Below are 20,194 nucleotides of genomic sequence, written 5' to 3' on the forward strand. Positions count from 1 at the left end.
CGCCTGCAGGCGCACCCAATCCACCTGCACACCCAGGGCACGCAATTCCCCGGCGGAGTAATGCACCACCGCCCGGTCGGCATGGAACACGCGCTCCAGCGTGACCTCGCCGCGCGCATCCCGCCGCCACACTTCGGCGGTGTCGCCGCGGCTCAGCACCACGGTGTCATCGGCCCACGCGGCGGGCACGCCCAGCGCCCACACCAGGCACAGCGTCCGGGCCAGCCGGTGCACGGCGTCAGAACCCGAACGCATCGCGCATCACGTGAAAAACCCAGTTCTGCTCCATGCTGCCGCGCACCAGGTGCGCCCGCGGTCCGCGCGCCCAGATGGCCACGTCTTCGCCGCCATGGGTTTCCGATTGCAGCGGCACAGCGGCCTGCTGCAAAAAGGGCAGCGCGGTGGTGTCCACCCGGCTCAGGTCGGGCCGGGCGCCGGCGGCCAGCGTGGCCGGGGTCACGCCGGGGCCGTTCTGGTAGCCCAGCGTGGTGTAGGGCTTGCCGTCGTCGGCCAGGGTCACGGTGGGGCGCTGGCCGTCTTCGTCGGGCACGCCCTTGACCAGGCCCAGGATGTCGTTGCCGCGATGCGGGTAGCCGGCCATCGTGAAGGTGTGGCTGTGGTCGGCCGTGACGACGATGAGGGTGTCAGCCTCACGCGTGAGCGCCATCGCGCGGCGCACGGCGTCTGACAGGGCAATGGTGTCCTGCAGCGCGCGGCGGGCGTTGCCAGCGTGGTGGGCGTGGTCGATGCGGCCGGCTTCCACCATCAGGAAGTAGCCCCGGCGTTCACGCTGCAGCAGGCGGATGGCCTTCTCGGTCATCTCGGCCAGCGAGGGCTCGCCGGCCGGGTCGGTGGGGCGGTCGGCCTCGTACTGCATGTGCGAGGGCTCGAACAGGCCCAGCACGGGGCCGGTGTGCCGCACGTCCAGCGCGTCGAAGCCGGCGCGGTTCCAGATGTAGCGGGCGCCGGGGCCGCGGGTCTGCATCCATTCGGCGGTGAGGTCGCGGCCGTCCAGGCGGCGGCCAGTGCGCGCAGCGTACTCGGGGTCGGCCACGCCGCGGGGCATGAACATGCTGCGGCCGCCGCCCAGGGCCACCTTCAGGTTCTGGCGCACGGCGGGCGGCGCCTCGATCAGCTGGCGGGCAATGTCCTTCACCGGGGTGGCGTGGCCGGGGCAGGCCGCGGCCACTTCGGCATCGGATTCCCAGTCGCGCGCGGCGGTGTGGGCATAGGTGGCGCCCGGCGTGGCGTGCGTCAGGCGCGCGGTCGAGACAATGCCGGTGGCCTTGCCGCGCGCGGCCGCCATTTCAAGCAGGCTGGGCACGGCGTGGGCCGCCACCACGCGGGCGTCGCAGGCGTTGCGCGGCGTCAGGTGGTTGACGGACAGCATGCCTTCGCGCGTCTTGTAGCCCGTGATCAGCGCCGTCATGGTCGGGGCCGAATCGGGCGTCTGCTGGTCCCACGCATAGGTCTTCGACAAGGCCGAGTACGGGAAGGTCTCGAAGGCCAGGCGGTTTTCTTCGCCGGGCTGGCCGCGTTGCTGGCCTTCCAGGATGCGCGCGGCGGTCTGGGTCGAGATGCCCATGCCATCGCCCACGAACAGGATGACGTTGCGGGCGCGGCCGGTGATGGGCTTCAGCCGGTGGCCTTGCTGGATGAAGCGGGCGCCGGCGGCATGCCAGTCGGCCACGGATTCAGGGCCTTGCACCACCGGCGCGGGGGCGGGCGGGCCGGCGTGGGCTGCAGGGGCGAGGGCCGCGCAGGCAAGGCACGCGGCCACGGCGGCAGGCAGGAAGTGGTGGGTGTTCATGCAGACGATGTTAGCGGCGGGGCCCCGGTTCGCGGGGGGCCGGTGCAGCCATGCGCAAGCGTGGTCCAGACGGATCACAGAGGCCGGCAAGACGTAAGCGGCCGTGTCATCGCCCGTGTGGATAGTGCGCTGGATCCGCTCAACCCCCACACCGGAGATCCAACATGAAGGGTGCTTCCCATCCGACCAATGACGTGACGCTGGCCGAGTCGACCGCGCCGTCCATCCACGACGTCATCGCCCGCGTTGACACCAGCCGCCGCCAGTTCATCGTCAAGAGCGGTGTGGGCGCCACCGCCCTGGCCTCGGCCGGTGGCCTGACCCTGGGCGGCCTGGTGTCGTCGGTGCAGGCGGCCCCGGTGCCGGCCAGCGTCGGCTTCCCGGGCATCGGTTTTGAATCGGTTCCGGCCAACACCCGCGCAGCCAACGTGGCCCAGGGTGGCGCCGCCACTTCGGTGATCGACCGCATCGCCGTGCCGGCTGGCTACACGGCCCAGCTCTTCGTGGCCTGGGGCGATCCGATCATGCCCGGCGGCGCTGCCTTTGCCGGCGATGCCCGCGAGACCGCAGCCCAGCAGCTCAAGCAGTTCGGCATGCACAACGACGGCATGCACTTCTTCCCGTTCACGGGCGCCAATGGCGAGCCCTCGAGCGACCGCGGCGTGCTGTGCGTGAACAACGAGTACACGCACGAGGACGTGCTGTTCCCGGACGGCCAGGTCGGCACGGGCTACAGCATTGCCAAGACCCGCAAGTCGCAGGCTGCGCACGGCGTGTCGGTGCTGGAAGCCCGCCGCGTGAACGGCAAGTGGACGGTTGCCAAGAGCTCGCCCTACGGCCGCCGCATCACCGCCAACACCAAGACCCGCGTCTCGGGCCCGGCCGCAGGCCACGCGCTGATGAAGAGCAAGGAGTTCACCATCACCGATGGCGCCTCGGTGCCCACCGGCCGCATGCTGGACGGCTACACCGCCTACGGCACGATCAACAACTGCGCCCACGGCATCACGCCCTGGGGCACCTACCTGACGTGTGAAGAGAACTGGAACGGCAACTTCGGTGGCACCGGCGCCGTGGACACCAGCGCCAGCACCGAGATCGGCAAGCTGAACCGCCGCTATGGCGTGAGCGCCGGCGGCTTCGGCTACCGTTGGCACGAGACCGATCCGCGCTTCGACGTGACCACGAACCCGAACGAGCCGCACCTGTTCGGCTGGGTGGTCGAGATCGACCCGTTCAACCCGACCACCGCCCCGGTGAAGCGCACCGGCCTGGGCCGCTTCAAGCACGAGAGCGCCCAGTACGTGGTCGATGCCAACAACAACATCGCCTTCTACATGGGCGATGACGAGCGCAACGAGTACATCTACAAGTTCGTGTGCGCGGGCAAGTTCAACCCGACCAACAAGGCCGCCAACCGCGACCTGCTGGACAGCGGCATCCTGTACGTGGCGCGCTTTGACAGCGACCTGAGCGGCCAGTGGATCGCCCTGACGCCGGACACCATCGGCGTGGACGGCAAGGCCCTGCGCGACAACCCCAACTTCGCGGGTGCCAACGACGCCGAAGTGCAGGCCAAGATCCTCATCAAGACCCGCATGGCCGCCGACGCTGTGGGCGCCACGATGATGGACCGCCCCGAATGGACCGGCGCCCGCCCGCGCATCAACGGCTTCCAGGAAGTCGAGGTCTACTGCACGCTGACCAACAACAACCGCCGTGGCACGGGCACGGCTTCTGTCAACGCCGCCGATGGTTCGACCGCCGCCGCCTCGGCCCGCCCGCCGGTGGACGCCGCCAACCCGCGTGCCGACAACGTCTACGGCCACATCATCCGCTGGCGTGAAGCCGGCCGCACCGTGCGCGCCACCCGCTTCAACTGGGACCTGTTCGCCCAGGCCGGCGACACGCTGACCGCCAAGTCGCCGAACGCCAACTACATCGGCAACATCGTCGACACGCCCAATGGCAGCGCCGACTACGGTGCGCCGGACGGCCTGTGGTTCGACCACTTCGGCCGCCTGTGGGTCCAGACCGACCAGATCGGCGACGGCTCGGGTGACTTCGTCAACATCGGCGGCAACATGATGGTGTGCTGCGACCCGAACACCGGCGAAACCCGCCGCTTCCTGACGGGCCCGAACAAATGCGAAGTGACCGGCGTGACCATGACGCCGGACGGCAAGACCATGTTCGTGGGCGTGCAACACCCCGGCGAAGACAGCACCGCCGCCAACCCGACGCAGTTCTCGAACTGGCCGCAGAACCAGTGGTCGGTCGAAGCCGATGGCGTGACGCCCCTGCCGGCTGGCCGTCCCCGTTCGTCGGTGGTGGTGATCACCAAGGACGACGGCGGCGTGATCGGTTCCTGATCGCCCTCTTCACCCATCCCAACCAGAGTTTTCACATGACTTCCAAACTGTTTGCCGCCGCTGCCCTGGTGGCGGCTTCCTTGTCGGCCCATGCCGCGTCGATCACCGCCCCGTCGGCCACGTTCTCGGGCAGCGTCATCACCTTCAACGAGTACGACGGCCTGGTGACGGCCGGCACGGTGGACCTGGGCCAGGGCGTGACCCTGTCGGCCACGGCCAATGTGGTGCTGGGCCAGGACGCCTTCGACCTGGGCGACAACGGCCTGTGGACGGGCTTTGCCAGCTCGCCCGACCGCGACGGCCACTTCCTGTCGACCGCCTTCACGGCCGGCAGCGGCGTGGTGAGCTTCACGTTTGCGGCACCGGCCCGCTCGGTCGGCGCCTTCGTGAACCAGTTCCAGAATGTGGGCCAGACCAACAACAGCATGCTGGTGGTGGCCTATGACCAGCAAGGCAACGTGCTGGAAAGCTTCAGCGTGTCGCCGAACACGGCCTTCGACGGCTACGACGAAGGCCTGTTCGTGGGCTTCACCCGCGCACAAGGCGACATCTACGGCTTTGGCCTGGTCAACGGCAGCTTCGTGGTCGACAACGTGACCGTGGCCGCCGTGCCCGAGCCCGCCAGCACCGCGCTGGCCCTGGTCGGCCTGGGTGTGGCGGGCCTGGCCGCCCGCCGTCGTCGCGCAGCCTGATCGGGCCGCGCGCCATTCAACCGAGGCGGAGGATGCGGGCCACCGAGGGCACGCCCGCCCGGTTGAACACAAAGAGCATGTAGTAGCCGGGCGGCGCAAGGTTGCGGTCGCTCGGCATGGTCACGTTGACCAGCGTGCCGGCCGTGGTGAAGCCCACAGGCACGTGGCGCTGGTCGAAGTCCACCGTGTGCGTGGCCGAGCCGGTGCGCACCAGCGTGACCTTGCTGATGCCGGTGGTGTCGGTGGACACGGGCACGACGGTGCCGAAGCCCGCCGTGGTGGGCGCCGCCGTGATGGTGGGCCGCACGGCCAGCCGCCCGCTGGTGTTGGGCTCGAACAGATACGGCGGGCTGTAGACCTCGGCGTTCAGATTGGTCTGCGGGCCGGGTGCGCCGCCCCCACCTGTGAGCACCCGCCCATCGGGCAGCAGCATCGACACCGAGTGGTACAGCCGCATCTGCCGGGCAGTGGCCGCGTTGGCCCAGCGGCGGGTGTCGGGGTTCCAGATCTTGGCCGTGTAGGCCACGCCCCAGGCCAGGTTGGACGCGAACGAGCCCCCGCTGACCAGCACCTGCCCGTCGGCCAGCACGGTGGCCGAGCCGTGAAAGCGATCCTGCCCCACACCCGTGAGCGCGTAGGACCGCGGTGTGCCCATGGTCAGGTCGATGTCGACCGCCTTGTTGAGCTTGCGCAGCGACAGGATGCGGCCCGGCCGGTACATGACGGCGGGCAGGTAGTAATCGGATTCAGACAGCGTGAGCGGGGTGCGGGCCACCGAGCCCGTGCCGGCCGGCGACAGGTAGTAGGTGCCGCCCCAGATGGTGTCGACGAAGACCTGCCCGTTCGGCGCCTGCCACGCCCGCGGGTAGCTCCAGTTGCGGGTGCCGTAGGCGTCGTTGCTGACCGCGGTGCTCAGCGTGCGCCAGCCCACCCCTTCGGTGTAGACCTCGGGCGTGGGCACGGGGGTGTTCGGGTCGGCCCGGCCGCCCAGCACCAGCACCTCGCCCTGCGCCGTGGTGAGCACCGTGGGATACCAGCGCAGGAAGGCCATGGGCTGGTTGGCCGAGTACAGCGTGGTGCGCGCCGGGTCGAAGAGGTTGACGTCGTTGACCGAATAGTTGCGCACGCCGTTGACGGTCTTGTCGCCCCCGGTGAGCAGCACCGCGCCGCTGGCGGGCAGCACCGACTGGCCGCTGCAGAAGGTGTCGGTGCCGGTGGTGTTGGGCAGCGTCAGGTGCGAGGCAGCACCGGTGCCCTTGGTGGGGTCCCAGACGTCGTAGATGAACTGCCCTGTCTGGTTGCCCTTGCCGTCGGTGCCGTAGCTCAGCACGCGGCCATCGGGCAGCAGCACGACGTGGATGGGGATGATGGGCCAGCTCACGACCGGGTCGAACCGGCCCTTGAGGTAGGCGTCGTCGGCATGGGCGGCACTGACCACGCCGGCCGCCAGGGTGGCGCTCAGTGCGGCCCGGGCGAGTGCGGCGCGGGCCAGCGAGGGCGTGCGGGGCGTGGCCCGCAAGGGGGCCGCAGGCGGGCGCGGGCAATGCAGCCGCCCGGGACGGATGTGGATCATGTGTGGCTCTCCCTGGTCGCGCCTGACAGCGCTGACATCGAACCATCGTAGGGAAGCCCTGGCGCCACGCCAAGGGGGCGGCCCGCTGGCATCGCCTCAACGTAGGGGTGCCTTCCCCTCAGGCAAGGGAAGAAAACCCGCATCCCGCCCCGGCCGCTCACACCCTGACAAACAGAAAAATGCACGGGAGACCGGGGCTTCCTGCGGGTCTTGCGGGTTTCGACCCGATGTCATCATTCGAGAAGTACACTATGCTGCACTGCACCAATTCAACATGAACGGTGCCTGGGGCTCCCAAAAGGACGCGCCGACATCGACCTGAGGTAAGACCATGCTTTATCAGATCTACGAAACCCAGCGCGCCTGGATCAGCCCCTTCTCGGAATTCGCGAGCGCGGCCTCCAAGCTGTACAGCCACCCGCTGTCGCCCATGGCCCATCTGCCGATCGCCCAGCGTGTGGCGGCGGGCTTCGATCTGGTGCACCGTCTGACCAAGGAATACGAAAAGCCCGAGTTCGACATCAACAAGGTGAACGTGCACGGCACCGACGTCGTGATCCAGGAGCAGGTGGTCGAGGCCAAGCCCTTCTGCCGCCTGCTGCGCTTCAAGCGCTTCACCGACGACGGCAAGCTGCTGGACAAACTGCGCGCCCAGCCCTCGGTGCTGGTCGTGGCGCCGCTGTCGGGCCACCACAGCACGCTGCTGCGCGACACCGTGCGCACGCTGCTGCAGGATCACAAGGTCTACATCACCGACTGGGTGGACGCCCGCATGGTGCCGGTCGAGAACGGCCCCTTCCACCTGGACGACTACATCAACTACGTGCAGGACTTCATTCGCAAGATCGGGCCCGACGTGCACGTGATCTCGGTGTGCCAGCCGACGGTGCCGGTGCTGGCCGCGATCTCGCTGATGGCCAGCCGGGGTGAAACCACGCCGCGCACGATGACGATGATGGGCGGCCCGATCGACGCCCGCAAGTCGCCCACGGCGGTGAACAACCTGGCGATGAACAAGTCATACGAATGGTTCGAGAACAACGTGATCTACCGCGTGCCTCAGAACTATCCGGGCGCTGGCCGGCTGGTGTACCCCGGCTTCCTGCAGCACACGGGCTTCGTGGCCATGAACCCGGACCGCCACGCCAATTCGCACTACGACTACTTCCTGGACCTGGTGCGGGGCGACGAGGAAAGCGCCGACGCCCACCGCGTGTTCTATGACGAGTACAACGCCGTGCTGGACATGCCGGCCGAGTACTACCTGGAGACCATCCGGACCGTGTTCCAGGACTTCGCGCTGGTCAATGGCACGTGGATGGTTCGCAACCCGCAGGGCAAGGAAGAACTGGTCAGGCCGGCGGACATCAAGACCACCGCCCTGCTGACCGTGGAAGGCGAGCTGGACGACATCTCCGGCTCGGGCCAGACCCGCGCGGCACACGAGCTGTGCACCGGCATCCCCCCGGCCAACCAGAAGCACTACGACGTGATCGGTGCCGGCCACTACGGCATCTTCTCGGGCCGCCGCTGGCGCGAGATGGCCTATCCGGAGATCCGCAACTTCATCCTGGCCCACAACAAGTGAGTCTGGCGGCCACCGCCCTGTGCGGCAGTGCGCCCCAAGGGCTGTAGACTGCGGCGCCACCATGGATGCCGACCGGATCAACGCCCTGTTGCCGCAGACGCAATGCACGCGCTGCGGCTACCCCGACTGTGCCAGCTACGCCCGCGCGATCGCCGCGGGTGAAGCCGGCATCAACCAGTGCCCGCCCGGCGGCGCCGAAGGCGTGGCCCGGCTTGCGGCCCTCACCGGCCTGCCCGTCACGCCCCTGAGCGCCGAGCACGGCGAGGAAGGCCCGCTGCGGCTGGCCGTGATCGACGAGGACTGGTGCATCGGCTGCACGCTGTGCATCAAGGCCTGCCCGGTCGATGCCGTCATCGGCACCAACAAGCACCTGCACACCGTCATCGAAGCCGACTGCACGGGCTGCGAGCTCTGCATCCCGGTGTGTCCGGTGGACTGCATCAGCCTGGTGCCGGCCCACCCGGAGCCCGCTCCCACGGGCTGGGCCGCCTGGTCGCCCCAACAGGCCGATGAGGCCCGCGCGCGCTATGAACGCCGCACCGTGCGGCTGCAGCGCGCCAAGGTGGAACACGAGCAGAAGATGCTGGCCAAGGCCGAGCACAAGCTGGCCCACCTGGAGGAAGAATCCCGCCTGACCGACCCGGTGGTGCTGGACCAGAAGCGCGCCGCGATCGAAGCCGCCCTGGCCCGTGCCCGCGCGCGTCGCCAGGGCAACCCCGGTGGCAGCGCCCCTGGATCAGGGGGCTGAACCATCCGGGCGTCCGGTTTTGCCCGGGCGCCGAGACGAGGCGTCACGCCGCGTGATCCGAACGGACCATGCGCGCCGGAAAGCGCACCGAAGCGGTGCCACAGTGCCCCGCGAGACTTCGGCCACTTCACGTACCGAGGTTCCAGATGTCGCGTTTTGTCTCTCCCTCTCTGTCTGCCCTGCGGCCGCTCAGCGCCGCCATCCTGATCGGTCTGGCCGGCCTGGCCCAGGCCTCGTCGTCCGGCCTGGTCATCAGCCAGGTGTATGGCGGCGGCGCCGCCACCAGTGGCTCGCCCACCTTCCGCAATGACTACGTCGAGCTGTTCAACGCCGGCACGGCACCGGTCAGCCTGGCCGGCCTGTCGCTGCAGTACGCCTCGGCCACCGGCACGGGCAGCTTCGCGTCCAACTCGCCCATCGCCCTGCCCGCCGCCACGCTGCAGCCGGGCCAGTACTTCCTGGTGAGCCTGCCGACCAGCAGCACCGTGGGCCCCGCCCTGCCTGTTGCGGCCGATTTCTCGCCCACCACCACGGTGCCTAACCTGAGCGCCACCGGCGGCAAGCTGGCCCTGGTCAACAGCACCACCGGCCTGACCTGCAACGGCGGCAGCACCGCTTGCAGTCCCGCCCAGCTGGCACAGATCATCGACCTGATCGGCTACGGCAGCGCCAACTTCTATGAAGGCACCGCCCCCGCCGACGCGGGCAGCACCACCACCGCCCTGCTGCGCGCGGGCCAAGGCTGCACCGACACCGACGCCAACAAGAGCGACTTCACCCCCGGCACGCCCGCCCCGCGCAACACGGCCACGCCCCTGCAAAGCTGCAGCGGCGGTGGGACCGGCGGCACGGGCGGAACCGGTGGCACCGGCGGTGGCGGCACCGGCACGGGCGGCGACGCCCCCACCCACACCATTCCGCAGATCCAGGGCAGTGGCGCGACCAGCCCGCTGGTGGGCCAGAAGGTCCGCACCAGCGGCGTCGTCACCCGCCTGCTGAACAACGGCTTCTTCATGCAGGACCCCGTGGGCGACGGCAACCCTGAAACGTCGGACGGCATCCTGGTGTTCACCAGCACCGCGCCCACCGTGCGCGTGGGCCAGGCCGTCACGCTCAGCGGCACCGTCACCGAGTTCAACACCGGTGCGGCCGGCAACGCCCGCACCGCAGCCCGCCCCGTGACCGAGCTGACCAGCGTCAGCAACATCACCATCGGATCGGGCGACCACGTCATCACGCCCACCGTGCTGAACCTGCCCGCGACCGAGGCCCAGCTGGAAGCGCTGGAAGGCATGCTGGTGACCATCCCGCAACAGCTGACCGCCTCGCAGAACTACTTCCAGGGCCGCTACGGCCAGGTCACGCTGTCGGCCGAGGGCCGCCTGATCAAGCCGACCAACGTGTTCCGCCCTGGCAGCGCCGATGCCCTGGCCATGACGGCCAGCAACGCGCAGCGGCAGATCCTGCTGGACGACGGCACCAGCGCGCAGAACCCCGTGAACACGCCCTACATCGGCGAAGGCGGCACGCTGCGCGCCGGTGACACCGTCGACAGCCTGACCGGCGTGATCGACTACGGCCTGAGCACGGCCAGCAACACGGGCCTGGCCAGCTACAAGATCCACCCGACCGAGCCGGTCGCCTTCCAGCGCGGGAACCAGCGCACCGCCGCCCCCACGGCCCTGGGCGGCAACGTGAAGGTGGGCAGCTTCAACGTGCTGAACTACTTCACCACCTTCACCAACGGCCAGACGGCTTCCGGCCAGACCGGCCAGGGCTGCAGCCTGGGCGGCTCGGTGTCGGCCAGCAACTGCCGCGGTGCCGACAACCTGGACGAGTTCGTGCGCCAGCGCACCAAGATCGTCAAGGCCCTGGCTGCCCTGAACGCCGACGTGGTCGGCCTGATGGAGATCCAGAACAACGGCAACACCGCCGTGCAGAACCTGGTGGACGCGCTGAACGCCGAAGTGGGCAGCAAGGCCTACGCCACCATCGCCCTGCCCGCCGCCGGCACCGGCACCGATGCCATCCGCGTGGCCATGATCTACAAGCCCGGTGCGGTGACCCCGGTGGGCGCGCCGCTGAGCGACACGCATGCCGTGCACAGCCGCCCGCCGCTGGCCCAGACGTTCGCGGCTGCCAATGGCGAGAAGTTCAGCGTGGTGGTGAACCACTTCAAGTCCAAGGGCCGCTGCCCGAGCGCCGGTGACGGCGACGCCGCCGGCAACACCGACAGCGGCGACGGCCAGGGCTGCTGGAACGCCAAGCGCGTGCAACAGTCGGAGCGCCTGCTGACCTTCCTGCAGACCGTCACGAGCACCGCCGCCGACAACGACGTGCTGGTGATCGGCGACCTGAACGCCTATGGCAAGGAAGACCCGATCGAGGCGCTGACCGCCGGCGGCATGGTCAACCTGATCGAGGCCTTTGCCGGCGCGCACGACTACTCGTACGTGTTCGACGGCGAGGCCGGCTACCTCGACCACGCCCTGTCGAACGCGCCGCACCTCGTCAAGGGCGTGGCGCACTGGCACATCAACGCCGACGAGCCGAGCGTGATCGACTACGAGCGCAACTTCAAGCGCCCGAGCGTCAGCGCCGGCTGCTACGTCAGCACCGAAACCAGCTGCAGCGTCGACCTCTACACCGCCACGCCCTATCGCTCGTCGGACCACGACCCCGTGCTGATCGGCCTGGAACTGGTCAAGGCCATCAACGGCAGCGCCCGCGGCGACACGCTGGTGGGCACGGCGGGCGACGACCGCCTGACCGGCGGTGAAGGCGCCGACCTGCTGACCGGCGGCGCCGGCCGCGATGTGTTCGTCTACACCAGCCTGCGCGACGCCCTGGACACCATCACCGACTTCACCCCGGGCACCGACCGCATCGAGCTGAGCGCGCTGCTGGCCGGCCTGGGCCTGGCTGGCACCGACGCCGTGGCCTCTGGCCATGTGCAGATCACGGACACCAGCGCCGGCGCCCAGATCCGCATCGACACCGACGGGGCCGCCGGCCCGGCCACGGCCCGTCCGCTGGTCACCCTGCGCGGCGTCTCGGCCGTGCAGATCGTGCCGGCCCGCGACCTGATCCAGTGAACGCCGCGCGTTAAACGCCCCTTTGACTTCTTGAATCGAGCATCACCATGAAGACTTCCTCCATCCTGCGCGCCTCTGCCATCGCGGCCGGCCTGACCCTGGCCTCGACGGCCTTCGCCGCCCCGGTCACGGGCCTGACGACGCTGGGCGACGTGACCCAGGCCAGCAACCTCGGGTCGATCAACCTGGGCGGCCCGGCCTACCTGCTGGGCACGGCCAGCACCGCCTTCGAAGACGACGCCCCGCTGCCTGCCGGCGCCCTGAACCTGAGCGGCACCGCCGCGGCCGACATCGCCGACCTGAGCGTGGCCCTGGGCGTGGCCGGCAGCGCCTTCAACGACGAGGACAACGGCCTGTTCGCCTACGAGGGCTCGGCCCTGTTCACCACCCTGAACGTGCAGGCCGGCGACACGCTGAGCCTGAGCTGGCGCCTGCTGGGCCGCCCGGACAACGGCCCGCTGCCCACGTTCGACGCCGCCTGGCTGCTGGTGGGCCAGAACGCCATCCGCCTGGGTGACACGGCCACGGCCACCGTCGACCAGGACGGCTGGCTGGACACCGGCCTGCAACAGCTGAGCTACAGCTTCTCGCAGGCCGGCCTGGTGCGCATTGGCCTGGTGGTGGCCGACATCGGCAGCTTTGACGGCACGAGCGTCCTGACCGTGCAAAACCTGGCGGTGACCGCCGCTGTGCCGGAGCCCGGCAGCACCGTGCTGGCGCTGTCCGCACTGGGTGTTCTGGCCGGCTTGCGCGCGCGTCGTCGCTCTGTCGCGCCCTGCTGATCGGGACATACCCTTGATCCTGGGGTCATTCCGCTGTCATGGCTGGCCTGCAATATGCATGCTGTCGGTGCGGGCGGCGATCTGCGCTGCCGCCTGCTGAAGTGGAGTGACCCATGCGCGCCCTGATGAACCTTGCCATTGAACCTGCTCTGCGTCTGTTTGAGGTGTCCACCCTGGTGGTCCTGAACCCGTCTCAGCAAGCGGTGAAACGCGTGCTGAAGGTCATGGCCGACACCCCCAAGGGGGCCATCCAGATCGTTCGAGACCGCTACCCACGCTCGCGCGCGCACCAGGTGGTGCTGTGCGGGCCGCTGGCGTCCGCGTTCTGACCGCACCGGTTCAGTCCACTGGCTGGGGCATGGCCCGCATCAGCGGGGCGCCGTTTTGATCTGGTTCGATGCAGCCAGCCGCCTTCTGGTGCATCATCTCGGGCAGGTTGTGGGCTGTCGGCCCACCAGGAAGGAACCATGCCCTTGTACCGCCCCGCTCATCCTGACACCCCCTCTGCGTCGCGCGCCTCGGTCTGGCGCCGCCCGCTCACCCTGCTGGTTGCCGGCGTCCTGAGCGCCCAGCTGACCGGCTGTGGCTACAACGATTTCCAGCGCCTGGACGAAGAAAGCAAGGCGGCCTGGTCCGAGGTGCTGAACCAGTACCAGCGCCGTTCGGACCTGATCCCCAACGTGGTCGCCACCGTCAAGGGCGAGGCGAATTTCGAGCAGGAAACGCTGACCAAGGTGGTGGAAGCCCGTGCCCGCGCCACCAGCATCCAGGCCACACCCGAGCTCATCAACAACCCCGAAGCCTTCCAGAAGTTCCAGCAGGCCCAGGGCGAGCTGTCCGGCGCCCTGTCGCGCCTGTTGATGGTCACCGAGAACTACCCCAACCTGAAGGCCAACCAGGGCTTCCAGGATCTGCGCGTGCAGTTGGAAGGCACCGAGAACCGCATCACCGTGGCGCGCAACCGCTACATCCAGACGGTGCAGTCGTACAACGTGCTGGCGCGCAGCTTTCCCACCAACCTGACGGCCAAGGTGTTCGGCTACGAGCCCAAGCCGCCCATGCCGGTGCCCAACGAGGCACAGATCACCACGCCGCCCAAGGTCGACTTCGGCACGAAGTGAGGCCCCGGATGCAAGCCCGCCTGCGCGTGCTGCTGGCCGTGCTCGGCCTGACCACCAGCCTGCTGGGCGGAGGGGCCTGGGCGGCTGGGGCGGCTTCGGCACCCGGCGCGGCGTTGCCTGAGGTGACCGTGCACGGCGCCGACCTGCCTCGACAGGCTTCGCCGGCGCCAGCCCCAGCGGCAACGCCCGCCCCTGCCCCGGTGGGCCAGGATGGCCTGCAGGGGGTGCCGGCGCCCAGCGCCCCCGTGATCGACCAGACCGGCACGCTCAGCGCCGCCGACGTGGCCGCACTCACCGACAAGCTGCTGCAGTTCGAGCGCGAACGCGGCACGCAGATGGCTGTGCTGGTGGTTGCCACGACCAGCCCCGAAGACATCGCTGCGTATGCCCACCGGGTGGCCGACCAGTGGAAGATCGGCCGCCGCGACGTGGGCGACGGCCTGCTCATCGTCGTGGCCAAGAACGACCGCACCGTGCGCATCGAGGTGGCGCGGGCGCTGGAAGGCGCGGTGCCCGACCTGGCGGCCTACCGCATCATCGATGGCGTCATCGTGCCGGCGTTTCGCGCGGGCGACTTTGCGGGCGGCCTGAGCCAGGCCGTCGAGCACCTCCAGGCCCGTGTGCGCGGCGAAGCCCTGCCCCTGCCCGACGCCAAAGGGGGCGGCGCGAGCGAAGACAACGGTGTCGACCTCAACACCCTCGTCATCTTCGGCCTGTTCGGCATCCCGATTGTCAGCACGGTGTTGAAGGCCTTGCTGGGCAAGACGCTGGGCACCTTGGCCACCGGTGGCCTTGGCGGCGCCGTGGTGTGGCTGGTGACGGGCAGCCTGCTGCTGGGCCTGGCCGGCGTGGTGCTGACCATGATGCTCGGTGCCGCCTTTTCGAACGGCCGAGCGCCTCGCGGTGGCTGGGGCGGAGGTGGCTGGGGCGGTGGCGGTGGCGGCTGGTCCGGCGGTGGAGGCGGCGGAGGCGGTTGGTCTTCAGGGGGCGGCGGCAGCTTCGGCGGCGGCGGCGCCTCGGGCCGCTGGTGAGCCGAACACGCCCGCTGCGCACGCCCATGCTCCCCCTCCACCACGACCTGTTGCGACCTTGCCCTCCTCGCTGACCTGCTCGCCATGACCCAGCCTGTGCCTTCCGATCCCACGCCCGGCAACCCGCCTTCGGCCCTGGCCCGCTGGTGGGGGCACGCCTGGCTGGACGCCCGCAGCGTGCAGCGTCGACTGCCCCCCGAAGCCCTGAAGCGGCTCGAGGCCGCCGTGCGCGACAGCGAAAGCCGCCACCGCGGCGAGCTGCGCCTGTGCATCGAAGGCGGCCTGGGGCCGATGTGGCCAGGTCGGCCCGTGTCCACCCGGGCGCGCGCCATCGAGCTGTTCAGCCTGCTGCGGGTGTGGGACACGGCCCAGAACAACGGCGTGCTGATCTACCTGCTGCTGGCCGAGCACCGCATCGAGGTGCTGGCCGATCGCGGCCTGGCCGACAAGGTGCCGCCCGAGACCTGGACCGCCCTGGCCGACAGCCTGGGCGACGCCCTGCGCCAGGGCCGGTGGGAAGCCGGCCTGATGCAGGCCGTGGACGCGGTGGGCGAGCTGCTGCGCACCCACTACCCGGTCTTGCCCGGGGTGGCCGATGTCAACGAACTGCCCGACGCCATCGTGCTGCTGTAGGACGCGGGCTGCAGCGAGGCGCAGGCAGAATATCGGCCATGCCCACGCCCATGAAGCTGGCCGAGATCCAGCCTTTTTTTGCGACCCTGCAGGCCGCCAACCCGCACCCTGAAACCGAACTGGTCTACAGCACCCCTTTCGAGTTGCTGACGGCCGTGCTGCTGTCGGCCCAGGCCACGGACGTGGGGGTGAACAAGGCCACGGCCCGGCTGTTCCCGGTGGCCAACACGCCGCAGGCCATCCTGGATCTCGGGATGGAGGGGCTGTGCGATTACATCAAGACCATCGGCCTGTACAAAAGCAAGGCCAAGCACCTGCTCGAGACCTGCCGCATCCTGATCGAGCAGCACGGTGGCGAGGTGCCTCGCAGCCGCGAGGCGCTCGAAGCCCTGCCCGGCGTGGGCCGCAAGACGGCCAATGTGGTGCTGAACGTGGCCTTCGGCGAGCCCACCATGGCCGTGGACACGCACATCTTCCGTGTGGGCAACCGCACCGGGCTGGCCATCGGCAAGACGCCGCTGGAGGTCGAGCTCAAGCTGCTCAAGCGCGTGCCAGCCGAGTTCATGGTGCACGCGCACCACTGGCTCATCCTGCACGGCCGCTATGTGTGCCAGGCGCGCAAGCCGCGCTGCTGGGAATGCAGCGTGGCCACCTGGTGCCACCACAAGCCCAAGACCCCGGCACCCGCCGTGCGCTGAACACGGCAGAACACCGGGTGGGCCGCGAGTGGGCGACGATCGGGCGCCGCCCACCCGGGGTGGTCAGGCTGCCTGCGGCGCGGCCTGCCCGGCCTGAGACGCAGCACGCCGGCGGCCGACCGTGACCGCCACACCCAGCAGCCCGACCAGGGCCAGGCCGGTGGTCGACGGCTCGGGCACGGCCGCCGCGAACGCCATGCCCAGCGCCTGGTGCACACCAGACGTCGGGTGGACGGCGTCGAACAGGAAGTACTTGTCGGGGTTGCTGCAGGCCGTCAAACCGGGCGACACCACCACCCCGCCATAGCTGCCGCCCCAGCATCGATCGGTCAGCGTGCCACCGTCGGCCACCAGGTCGGCGCGGTAGGCCTTGAGCACGGCATTGGTGTCGAACCGGCGGATGGTGATGCCGCTCAGGCTGCCCTCCAGCGCATCCAGGGCCATGTCCATGCCCAGGTTGAACTTGGCCGTCATGCTGCTGAGTGCGGCCTGCCCTTCGGCCGGCTGCTGCTGTGCCACGAAGGTGAAGGAGAAGTCCGCCAGATCGGGCACGAAGAAGTCGCGGGCACCGGCGGCATACAGGGCCCCGATGTGACCCGTGATGTTCTTGATCGCCTGCGTGCCCACGGCCAGCAGCGTCTCGCTGCTCACGCCCGGCACCAGCACGTCGAGGAAGTCGTTGCCGCCGCCCCAGACCATGTAGAGCGAGTCCGCCTTCAGCGGCCCGCCCGCCGCCTTGATGTAGCTGGACACCTGGTCCGCCATGCCGGTGTCATTGAGCAGCGGGGTGATGTCCTTGAACTTGCTGCCGGTGCCGGTGTAGGCGCCGCCGTAGGCATGGTTGTCCAGCGCGATGCCCAGCGTCGAGGCCAGCACCTCGGCCGCCGTGGGCCCGTTCGTGAAGCGGCCACCCACATAGGGCGTGACCGGCAACGGCAAGGGGAAGCCCCGATCCGCCAGGGCCTGGCGGGCGTTGCCGTTGTCCGACAGGCTGTCGCCGAACACGACCAGCTCGCTGTAGGCCTGTGCGGGCGTGGCCGCAAAAACGGCCGCAGCGGCCAGGGCCACGGCCGTGCAGGCGCGCGACAAGGTGAAAAGGACGGTTGTCATGGGTGCTCCTCCGGATTTCTGAACCGTGACAAACCGCACACCTTATCAGCCCACACCCCGCCACGGCGTCCGCATCGACCCGCACCCACCCGTCCGGGCGGTCCGACTCAGCACGGCGCCGGCAGACCGGCCATCACGTCCGGGTGGCGCAGGCGCAGTCGCAACTCGTTCTTCATGCGGGCATTGCGCAACTGGCGGGACTCTCCCATGAACGACAGCTGCATCGGGCTGAGCGCCGACGCTGCCTCGGCCCGGCTGAGCCGCGGCGGCCGCGGCAGCCCGAAGCGGTCGGCCACGAAGTCGAAGTAGTCGCCCATGCGCAGACGCGTGTCGTCGCACACATGGATCACCCGCCCCGGCCGGGCCCGCCACAGTGCCGCCACGCAGGCACGAGCCAGGTCATCGGCGTGGATGTGGTTGGTCCACACGTCGTCTTCCGGGCGCAGCACGGGGCTGCCCCGGCGCACCCGCTCGCGCGGGTCGCCACCGACGCGGTCGAGCGCGTAAATGCCGGGAATGCGCAACAGGGTGACGCGCGTGCCGGCGGGCCCGGCATGGCGGCGGCCGAAAGCGCGAAGGGCAGCTTCGGCATGCACGCGGCGGCGGGCGCGGTCGGTGGCAGGGGCCACGGCGCGGGTCTCGTCGAATTCGGCGCCGTCGGCGTTGCCATAGACACCGGTGGTGCTGCCGTACACCAGCGTGCGCGGCGCACGGCCCAGCGCCAGCGCCCGCAGCAGGGCCAGCGTGCGCGGGTCGGTCGCACCCTGCCCCGGCGGTGGCGCCAGGTGCAGCACACGGGCCGCCAGGCCGGCCACGCGGCGCACGGCGGCGGCCTCGTCCAGGTTGGCCACCAGGGGCCGCAGCCCCAGCGCGCGCAGCTCCGGCGCGCGCGCGGCCTGCGAGGTCAACGCCACCACCCGCAGCCCCGGCGCCAGGCTGGCGGCCGCGCGCAGGCCCACGTCACCGCAGCCCACGATGAGCACACGGGTGCGCCGGAACACGGCAGGACGACAGGGAGCGGGAGCGCGCATGGCAGGAGTGAGCGAAAATCGGGGTTTCGCGATTCTGCCCGGCTGCGGCCGGGTCTGCTGTTTGCATTGCCCATCGCCATCATGACCCTGACCGTTTCCATTCAGCCCAGCGGCCGCCAGTTCAATGTGCAGCGTGACGAAACCGTGCTGAGCGGGGCCATCCACGCCGGCATCGGCCTGCCCTATGGCTGCAAGGACGGCGCCTGCGGCTCGTGCAAGTGCCGCCTGCTGGAAGGCCGCGTCATCCACGGCGCCCACCAGACCAAGGCGCTGACGCCCGAGGAAGAAGCGCAGGGCTGGATCCTGACCTGCTGCGCCTCGGCCCAGACCGATCTGGTGATCGAGGCCCGTCAGGTCGTGGGCGTGGGAGACCACCCCGTCGTGAAGATGCCCACGCGGGTCACCAGCCTGACCCGGCTGGCCCCCGACGTGATGGTGCTGCGCCTGCAGCTGCCGGCCAACAACAGCTTCGGCTTCCGCGCCGGTCAGTACGTCGAGTTCATCCTCAAGGATGGCCAGCGCCGCAGCTACTCGATGGCCAATGCGCCGCACATGGTGCAGGAAGCCGGTGTCAACGGCATGGAACTGCACATCCGGCACATGCCCGGCGGCGTGTTCACCGACCACGTCTTCAGCACGATGAAGGAAAAGGACATCCTGCGTGTGGAGGGCCCCTTCGGCACCTTCTTCCTGCGGGAAGAGTCGGACCGCCCCATCGTGCTGCTGGCCTCGGGCACTGGCTTTGCGCCGATCAAGGCCATCATCGAGCACATGCGCTTCAAGGGCATCCGCCGTCCCACCACGCTGTACTGGGGGGCACGCGCCCGCGCCGACCTCTACATGCACGACTGGGCCGAGCAGCAGGCCGCCGAATGCAGCGACTGGCTGCGCTACGTGCCCGTGCTGTCGGACGCCCGCCCGGAAGACGCCTGGACGGGGCGGACCGGCTTCGTGCACGAGGCCGTGCTCGCTGACCTGCCCGACCTGTCGGCTCACGAGGTGTATGCCTGCGGGGCACCGATCATGGTGCAATCGGCGCAGCGCGACTTCACCGCGCGCGCCGGCCTGCCAGCCGACTACTTCTACGCCGACGCCTTCACCAGCGCGGCTGACAAGCTGGGCGACTGACGCTCAGCGACCGAGCCACCCGAACCCGATTCACCAGGAGACAAGATGGCCTACGACACGAACAACGTATTCGCGAAGATGCTGCGCGGCGAGATCCCGTGCTTCAAGCTGTACGAGGACGCCCACACGCTGGCTTTCATGGACATCATGCCGCAGGCCGAAGGCCATGCGCTGGTGATCCCGAAAGAGGCCGCCACGACGTTGTTCGAACTGTCGGACGAAGCCGCCCAGGCGGTGATGCGCACCGTGCGCCGCGTGGGCAACGCGCAGAAGAAGGCGCTGGGCGCCGAAGGCATCGTGCTGATGCAGCTCAACGGCCCGGCGGCCGGTCAGAGCGTGCCGCACTTCCACGTGCACGTGATCCCGGGCTCGATCGTCGATCTGCGCCGCCCCCATGCCAGCGTGGCCGGCGACATCCAGCAGATCCAGGCTATGGGCGAGCGCATCCGCGCGGCCATCGAGGCCTGACGCCCCGGGGGCCGGCGGCAGATCGGGCGCTGAGCCAGCGTCGGTCACCCGCCCATGGCAGGCGCCTGTCAGGCCCCCATCAAGCGCCCAGGTAAGCCGCCTGCACCTGCGGGTTGCCCAGCAGTTCGGCGGCCGGTCCGCTGAGCGTCATGTCGCCAGACTCGAGCACATAGGCCCGGTCGGCCATCTCGAGCGCGCGGTGGGCGTTCTGCTCGACCAGCAGCACGGTCACGCCCTGCTGCGACACCTCGCGCACCACCTCGAAGATCAGGTCGACCATGATGGGCGACAGGCCCATCGACGGCTCATCGAGC

Annotated in this window: 18 protein-coding genes and 1 pseudogene; 13 read left to right on the top strand and 6 right to left on the bottom strand. The window is 69.6% G+C overall.

The features are described 5' to 3' along the window. Both QZ709_RS08705 and QZ709_RS08710 read right to left on the bottom strand, forming a co-directional pair. Nucleotides 1-255 (bottom strand): hypothetical protein (locus tag QZ709_RS08705; protein WP_294636892.1); only part of this gene is annotated, 255 nt, incomplete at its 3' end. Further along, complete coding sequence (locus QZ709_RS08710; RefSeq protein WP_294636893.1) at nt 239-1,810, bottom strand: alkaline phosphatase; 1,572 nt, start codon at nt 1,808-1,810, stop codon at nt 239-241. The genes QZ709_RS08705 and QZ709_RS08710, both read right to left, overlap by 17 nt. Nucleotides 1,811-1,974: 164 nt before the next feature. Here QZ709_RS08710 and QZ709_RS08715 point away from each other — a divergent pair, with 164 nt between their 5' ends. Beyond that, the gene (locus QZ709_RS08715) at nt 1,975-4,182 is read left to right on the top strand and encodes a PhoX family phosphatase (protein WP_294636894.1); all 2,208 of its coding nucleotides are present in this window, start codon (nt 1,975-1,977) and stop codon (nt 4,180-4,182) included. Nucleotides 4,183-4,217: 35 nt separating this feature from the next. Continuing rightward, a complete protein-coding gene (locus tag QZ709_RS08720) occupies nt 4,218-4,874 on the top strand; it encodes a PEP-CTERM sorting domain-containing protein (RefSeq protein ID WP_294636895.1) in 657 nt (218 codons plus the stop codon). A gap of 16 nt (nt 4,875-4,890) precedes the next feature. Here the strand turns inward: QZ709_RS08720 and QZ709_RS08725 are convergent, their stop codons facing one another. Continuing rightward, nucleotides 4,891-6,447, bottom strand: a complete 1,557-nt coding sequence (locus QZ709_RS08725) for a galactose oxidase early set domain-containing protein (protein ID WP_294636896.1) — start codon at nt 6,445-6,447, stop codon at nt 4,891-4,893. Between the two features lie 331 nt (nt 6,448-6,778). Here QZ709_RS08725 and phaZ point away from each other — a divergent pair, with 331 nt between their 5' ends. From phaZ to nth, 9 genes are all read left to right on the top strand, one after another. Next, on the top strand, nt 6,779-8,035 hold the full coding sequence (gene phaZ, locus QZ709_RS08730) for a polyhydroxyalkanoate depolymerase (RefSeq protein WP_294636897.1): 1,257 nt from the start codon (nt 6,779-6,781) through the stop codon (nt 8,033-8,035). 61 nt (nt 8,036-8,096) lie between these two features. Further along, entirely contained in the window at nt 8,097-8,783 is a 687-nt protein-coding gene (gene rsxB, locus QZ709_RS08735; protein ID WP_294636898.1) for an electron transport complex subunit RsxB, read from the top strand. 146 nt (nt 8,784-8,929) lie between these two features. Then, on the top strand, nt 8,930-11,878 hold the full coding sequence (locus tag QZ709_RS08740; RefSeq protein WP_294636899.1) for an ExeM/NucH family extracellular endonuclease: 2,949 nt from the start codon (nt 8,930-8,932) through the stop codon (nt 11,876-11,878). Nucleotides 11,879-11,925: 47 nt separating this feature from the next. Next, nucleotides 11,926-12,660 carry a PEP-CTERM sorting domain-containing protein gene (locus QZ709_RS08745; RefSeq protein WP_294636900.1) on the top strand — a complete coding sequence of 245 codons (735 nt, stop codon included), beginning with the start codon at nt 11,926-11,928 and terminating at the stop codon, nt 12,658-12,660. Between the two features lie 113 nt (nt 12,661-12,773). Next, nucleotides 12,774-12,989, top strand: coding sequence for a hypothetical protein (locus tag QZ709_RS08750; protein WP_294636901.1), 216 nt, complete (start codon nt 12,774-12,776; stop codon nt 12,987-12,989). 138 nt (nt 12,990-13,127) lie between these two features. Beyond that, the gene (locus tag QZ709_RS08755; RefSeq protein WP_294636902.1) at nt 13,128-13,781 is read left to right on the top strand and encodes a LemA family protein; all 654 of its coding nucleotides are present in this window, start codon (nt 13,128-13,130) and stop codon (nt 13,779-13,781) included. An 8-nt stretch (nt 13,782-13,789) separates the two neighbouring features. Beyond that, on the top strand, nt 13,790-14,812 hold the full coding sequence (locus QZ709_RS08760; protein ID WP_294636903.1) for a TPM domain-containing protein: 1,023 nt from the start codon (nt 13,790-13,792) through the stop codon (nt 14,810-14,812). Nucleotides 14,813-14,896: 84 nt separating this feature from the next. Then, nucleotides 14,897-15,445, top strand: coding sequence for a TPM domain-containing protein (locus QZ709_RS08765; RefSeq protein WP_294636904.1), 549 nt, complete (start codon nt 14,897-14,899; stop codon nt 15,443-15,445). A 50-nt stretch (nt 15,446-15,495) separates the two neighbouring features. Then, complete coding sequence (gene nth, locus QZ709_RS08770) at nt 15,496-16,143, top strand: endonuclease III (RefSeq protein WP_294636909.1); 648 nt, start codon at nt 15,496-15,498, stop codon at nt 16,141-16,143. A 63-nt stretch (nt 16,144-16,206) separates the two neighbouring features. Here nth and QZ709_RS08775 read toward each other — a convergent pair whose 3' ends face one another. Next, nucleotides 16,207-17,253 (bottom strand): SGNH/GDSL hydrolase family protein, encoded by a 1,047-nt coding sequence (locus QZ709_RS08775; protein WP_294636905.1) that lies wholly within the window; start codon nt 17,251-17,253, stop codon nt 16,207-16,209. 107 nt (nt 17,254-17,360) lie between these two features. Next, complete coding sequence (locus QZ709_RS08780) at nt 17,361-18,284, bottom strand: NAD-dependent epimerase/dehydratase family protein (RefSeq protein WP_294636906.1); 924 nt, start codon at nt 18,282-18,284, stop codon at nt 17,361-17,363. A gap of 81 nt (nt 18,285-18,365) precedes the next feature. Here QZ709_RS08780 and QZ709_RS08785 point away from each other — a divergent pair, with 81 nt between their 5' ends. Both QZ709_RS08785 and QZ709_RS08790 read left to right on the top strand, forming a co-directional pair. Beyond that, nucleotides 18,366-19,412, top strand: a complete 1,047-nt coding sequence (locus QZ709_RS08785; protein WP_294636907.1) for a CDP-6-deoxy-delta-3,4-glucoseen reductase — start codon at nt 18,366-18,368, stop codon at nt 19,410-19,412. 45 nt (nt 19,413-19,457) lie between these two features. Continuing rightward, nucleotides 19,458-19,880: an HIT family protein gene (locus QZ709_RS08790; RefSeq protein ID WP_294636908.1), complete on the top strand. Its 423-nt coding sequence runs from the start codon at nt 19,458-19,460 to the stop codon at nt 19,878-19,880. Between the two features lie 79 nt (nt 19,881-19,959). Here QZ709_RS08790 and QZ709_RS08795 read toward each other — a convergent pair. Next, nucleotides 19,960-20,194, bottom strand: a pseudogene (locus tag QZ709_RS08795) (ABC transporter ATP-binding protein); the annotation flags it as partial.

It is taken from the genome of uncultured Aquabacterium sp., assembly GCF_913773725.1.
Classification (GTDB): Bacteria; Pseudomonadota; Gammaproteobacteria; order Burkholderiales; family Burkholderiaceae_C; genus Aquabacterium.

Coding starts and splice junctions, on each gene's coding strand:
- QZ709_RS08710 (WP_294636893.1), bottom strand. CDS start 1,810: ATGAACACCCACCACTTCCTGCCTGCCGCCGTGGCCGCGTGCCTTGCC.
- QZ709_RS08715 (WP_294636894.1), top strand. CDS start 1,975: ATGAAGGGTGCTTCCCATCCGACCAATGACGTGACGCTGGCCGAGTCG.
- QZ709_RS08720 (WP_294636895.1), top strand. CDS start 4,218: ATGACTTCCAAACTGTTTGCCGCCGCTGCCCTGGTGGCGGCTTCCTTG.
- QZ709_RS08725 (WP_294636896.1), bottom strand. CDS start 6,447: ATGATCCACATCCGTCCCGGGCGGCTGCATTGCCCGCGCCCGCCTGCG.
- phaZ (WP_294636897.1), top strand. CDS start 6,779: ATGCTTTATCAGATCTACGAAACCCAGCGCGCCTGGATCAGCCCCTTC.
- rsxB (WP_294636898.1), top strand. CDS start 8,097: ATGGATGCCGACCGGATCAACGCCCTGTTGCCGCAGACGCAATGCACG.
- QZ709_RS08740 (WP_294636899.1), top strand. CDS start 8,930: ATGTCGCGTTTTGTCTCTCCCTCTCTGTCTGCCCTGCGGCCGCTCAGC.
- QZ709_RS08745 (WP_294636900.1), top strand. CDS start 11,926: ATGAAGACTTCCTCCATCCTGCGCGCCTCTGCCATCGCGGCCGGCCTG.
- QZ709_RS08750 (WP_294636901.1), top strand. CDS start 12,774: ATGCGCGCCCTGATGAACCTTGCCATTGAACCTGCTCTGCGTCTGTTT.
- QZ709_RS08755 (WP_294636902.1), top strand. CDS start 13,128: ATGCCCTTGTACCGCCCCGCTCATCCTGACACCCCCTCTGCGTCGCGC.
- QZ709_RS08760 (WP_294636903.1), top strand. CDS start 13,790: ATGCAAGCCCGCCTGCGCGTGCTGCTGGCCGTGCTCGGCCTGACCACC.
- QZ709_RS08765 (WP_294636904.1), top strand. CDS start 14,897: ATGACCCAGCCTGTGCCTTCCGATCCCACGCCCGGCAACCCGCCTTCG.
- nth (WP_294636909.1), top strand. CDS start 15,496: ATGAAGCTGGCCGAGATCCAGCCTTTTTTTGCGACCCTGCAGGCCGCC.
- QZ709_RS08775 (WP_294636905.1), bottom strand. CDS start 17,253: ATGACAACCGTCCTTTTCACCTTGTCGCGCGCCTGCACGGCCGTGGCC.
- QZ709_RS08780 (WP_294636906.1), bottom strand. CDS start 18,284: ATGCGCGCTCCCGCTCCCTGTCGTCCTGCCGTGTTCCGGCGCACCCGT.
- QZ709_RS08785 (WP_294636907.1), top strand. CDS start 18,366: ATGACCCTGACCGTTTCCATTCAGCCCAGCGGCCGCCAGTTCAATGTG.
- QZ709_RS08790 (WP_294636908.1), top strand. CDS start 19,458: ATGGCCTACGACACGAACAACGTATTCGCGAAGATGCTGCGCGGCGAG.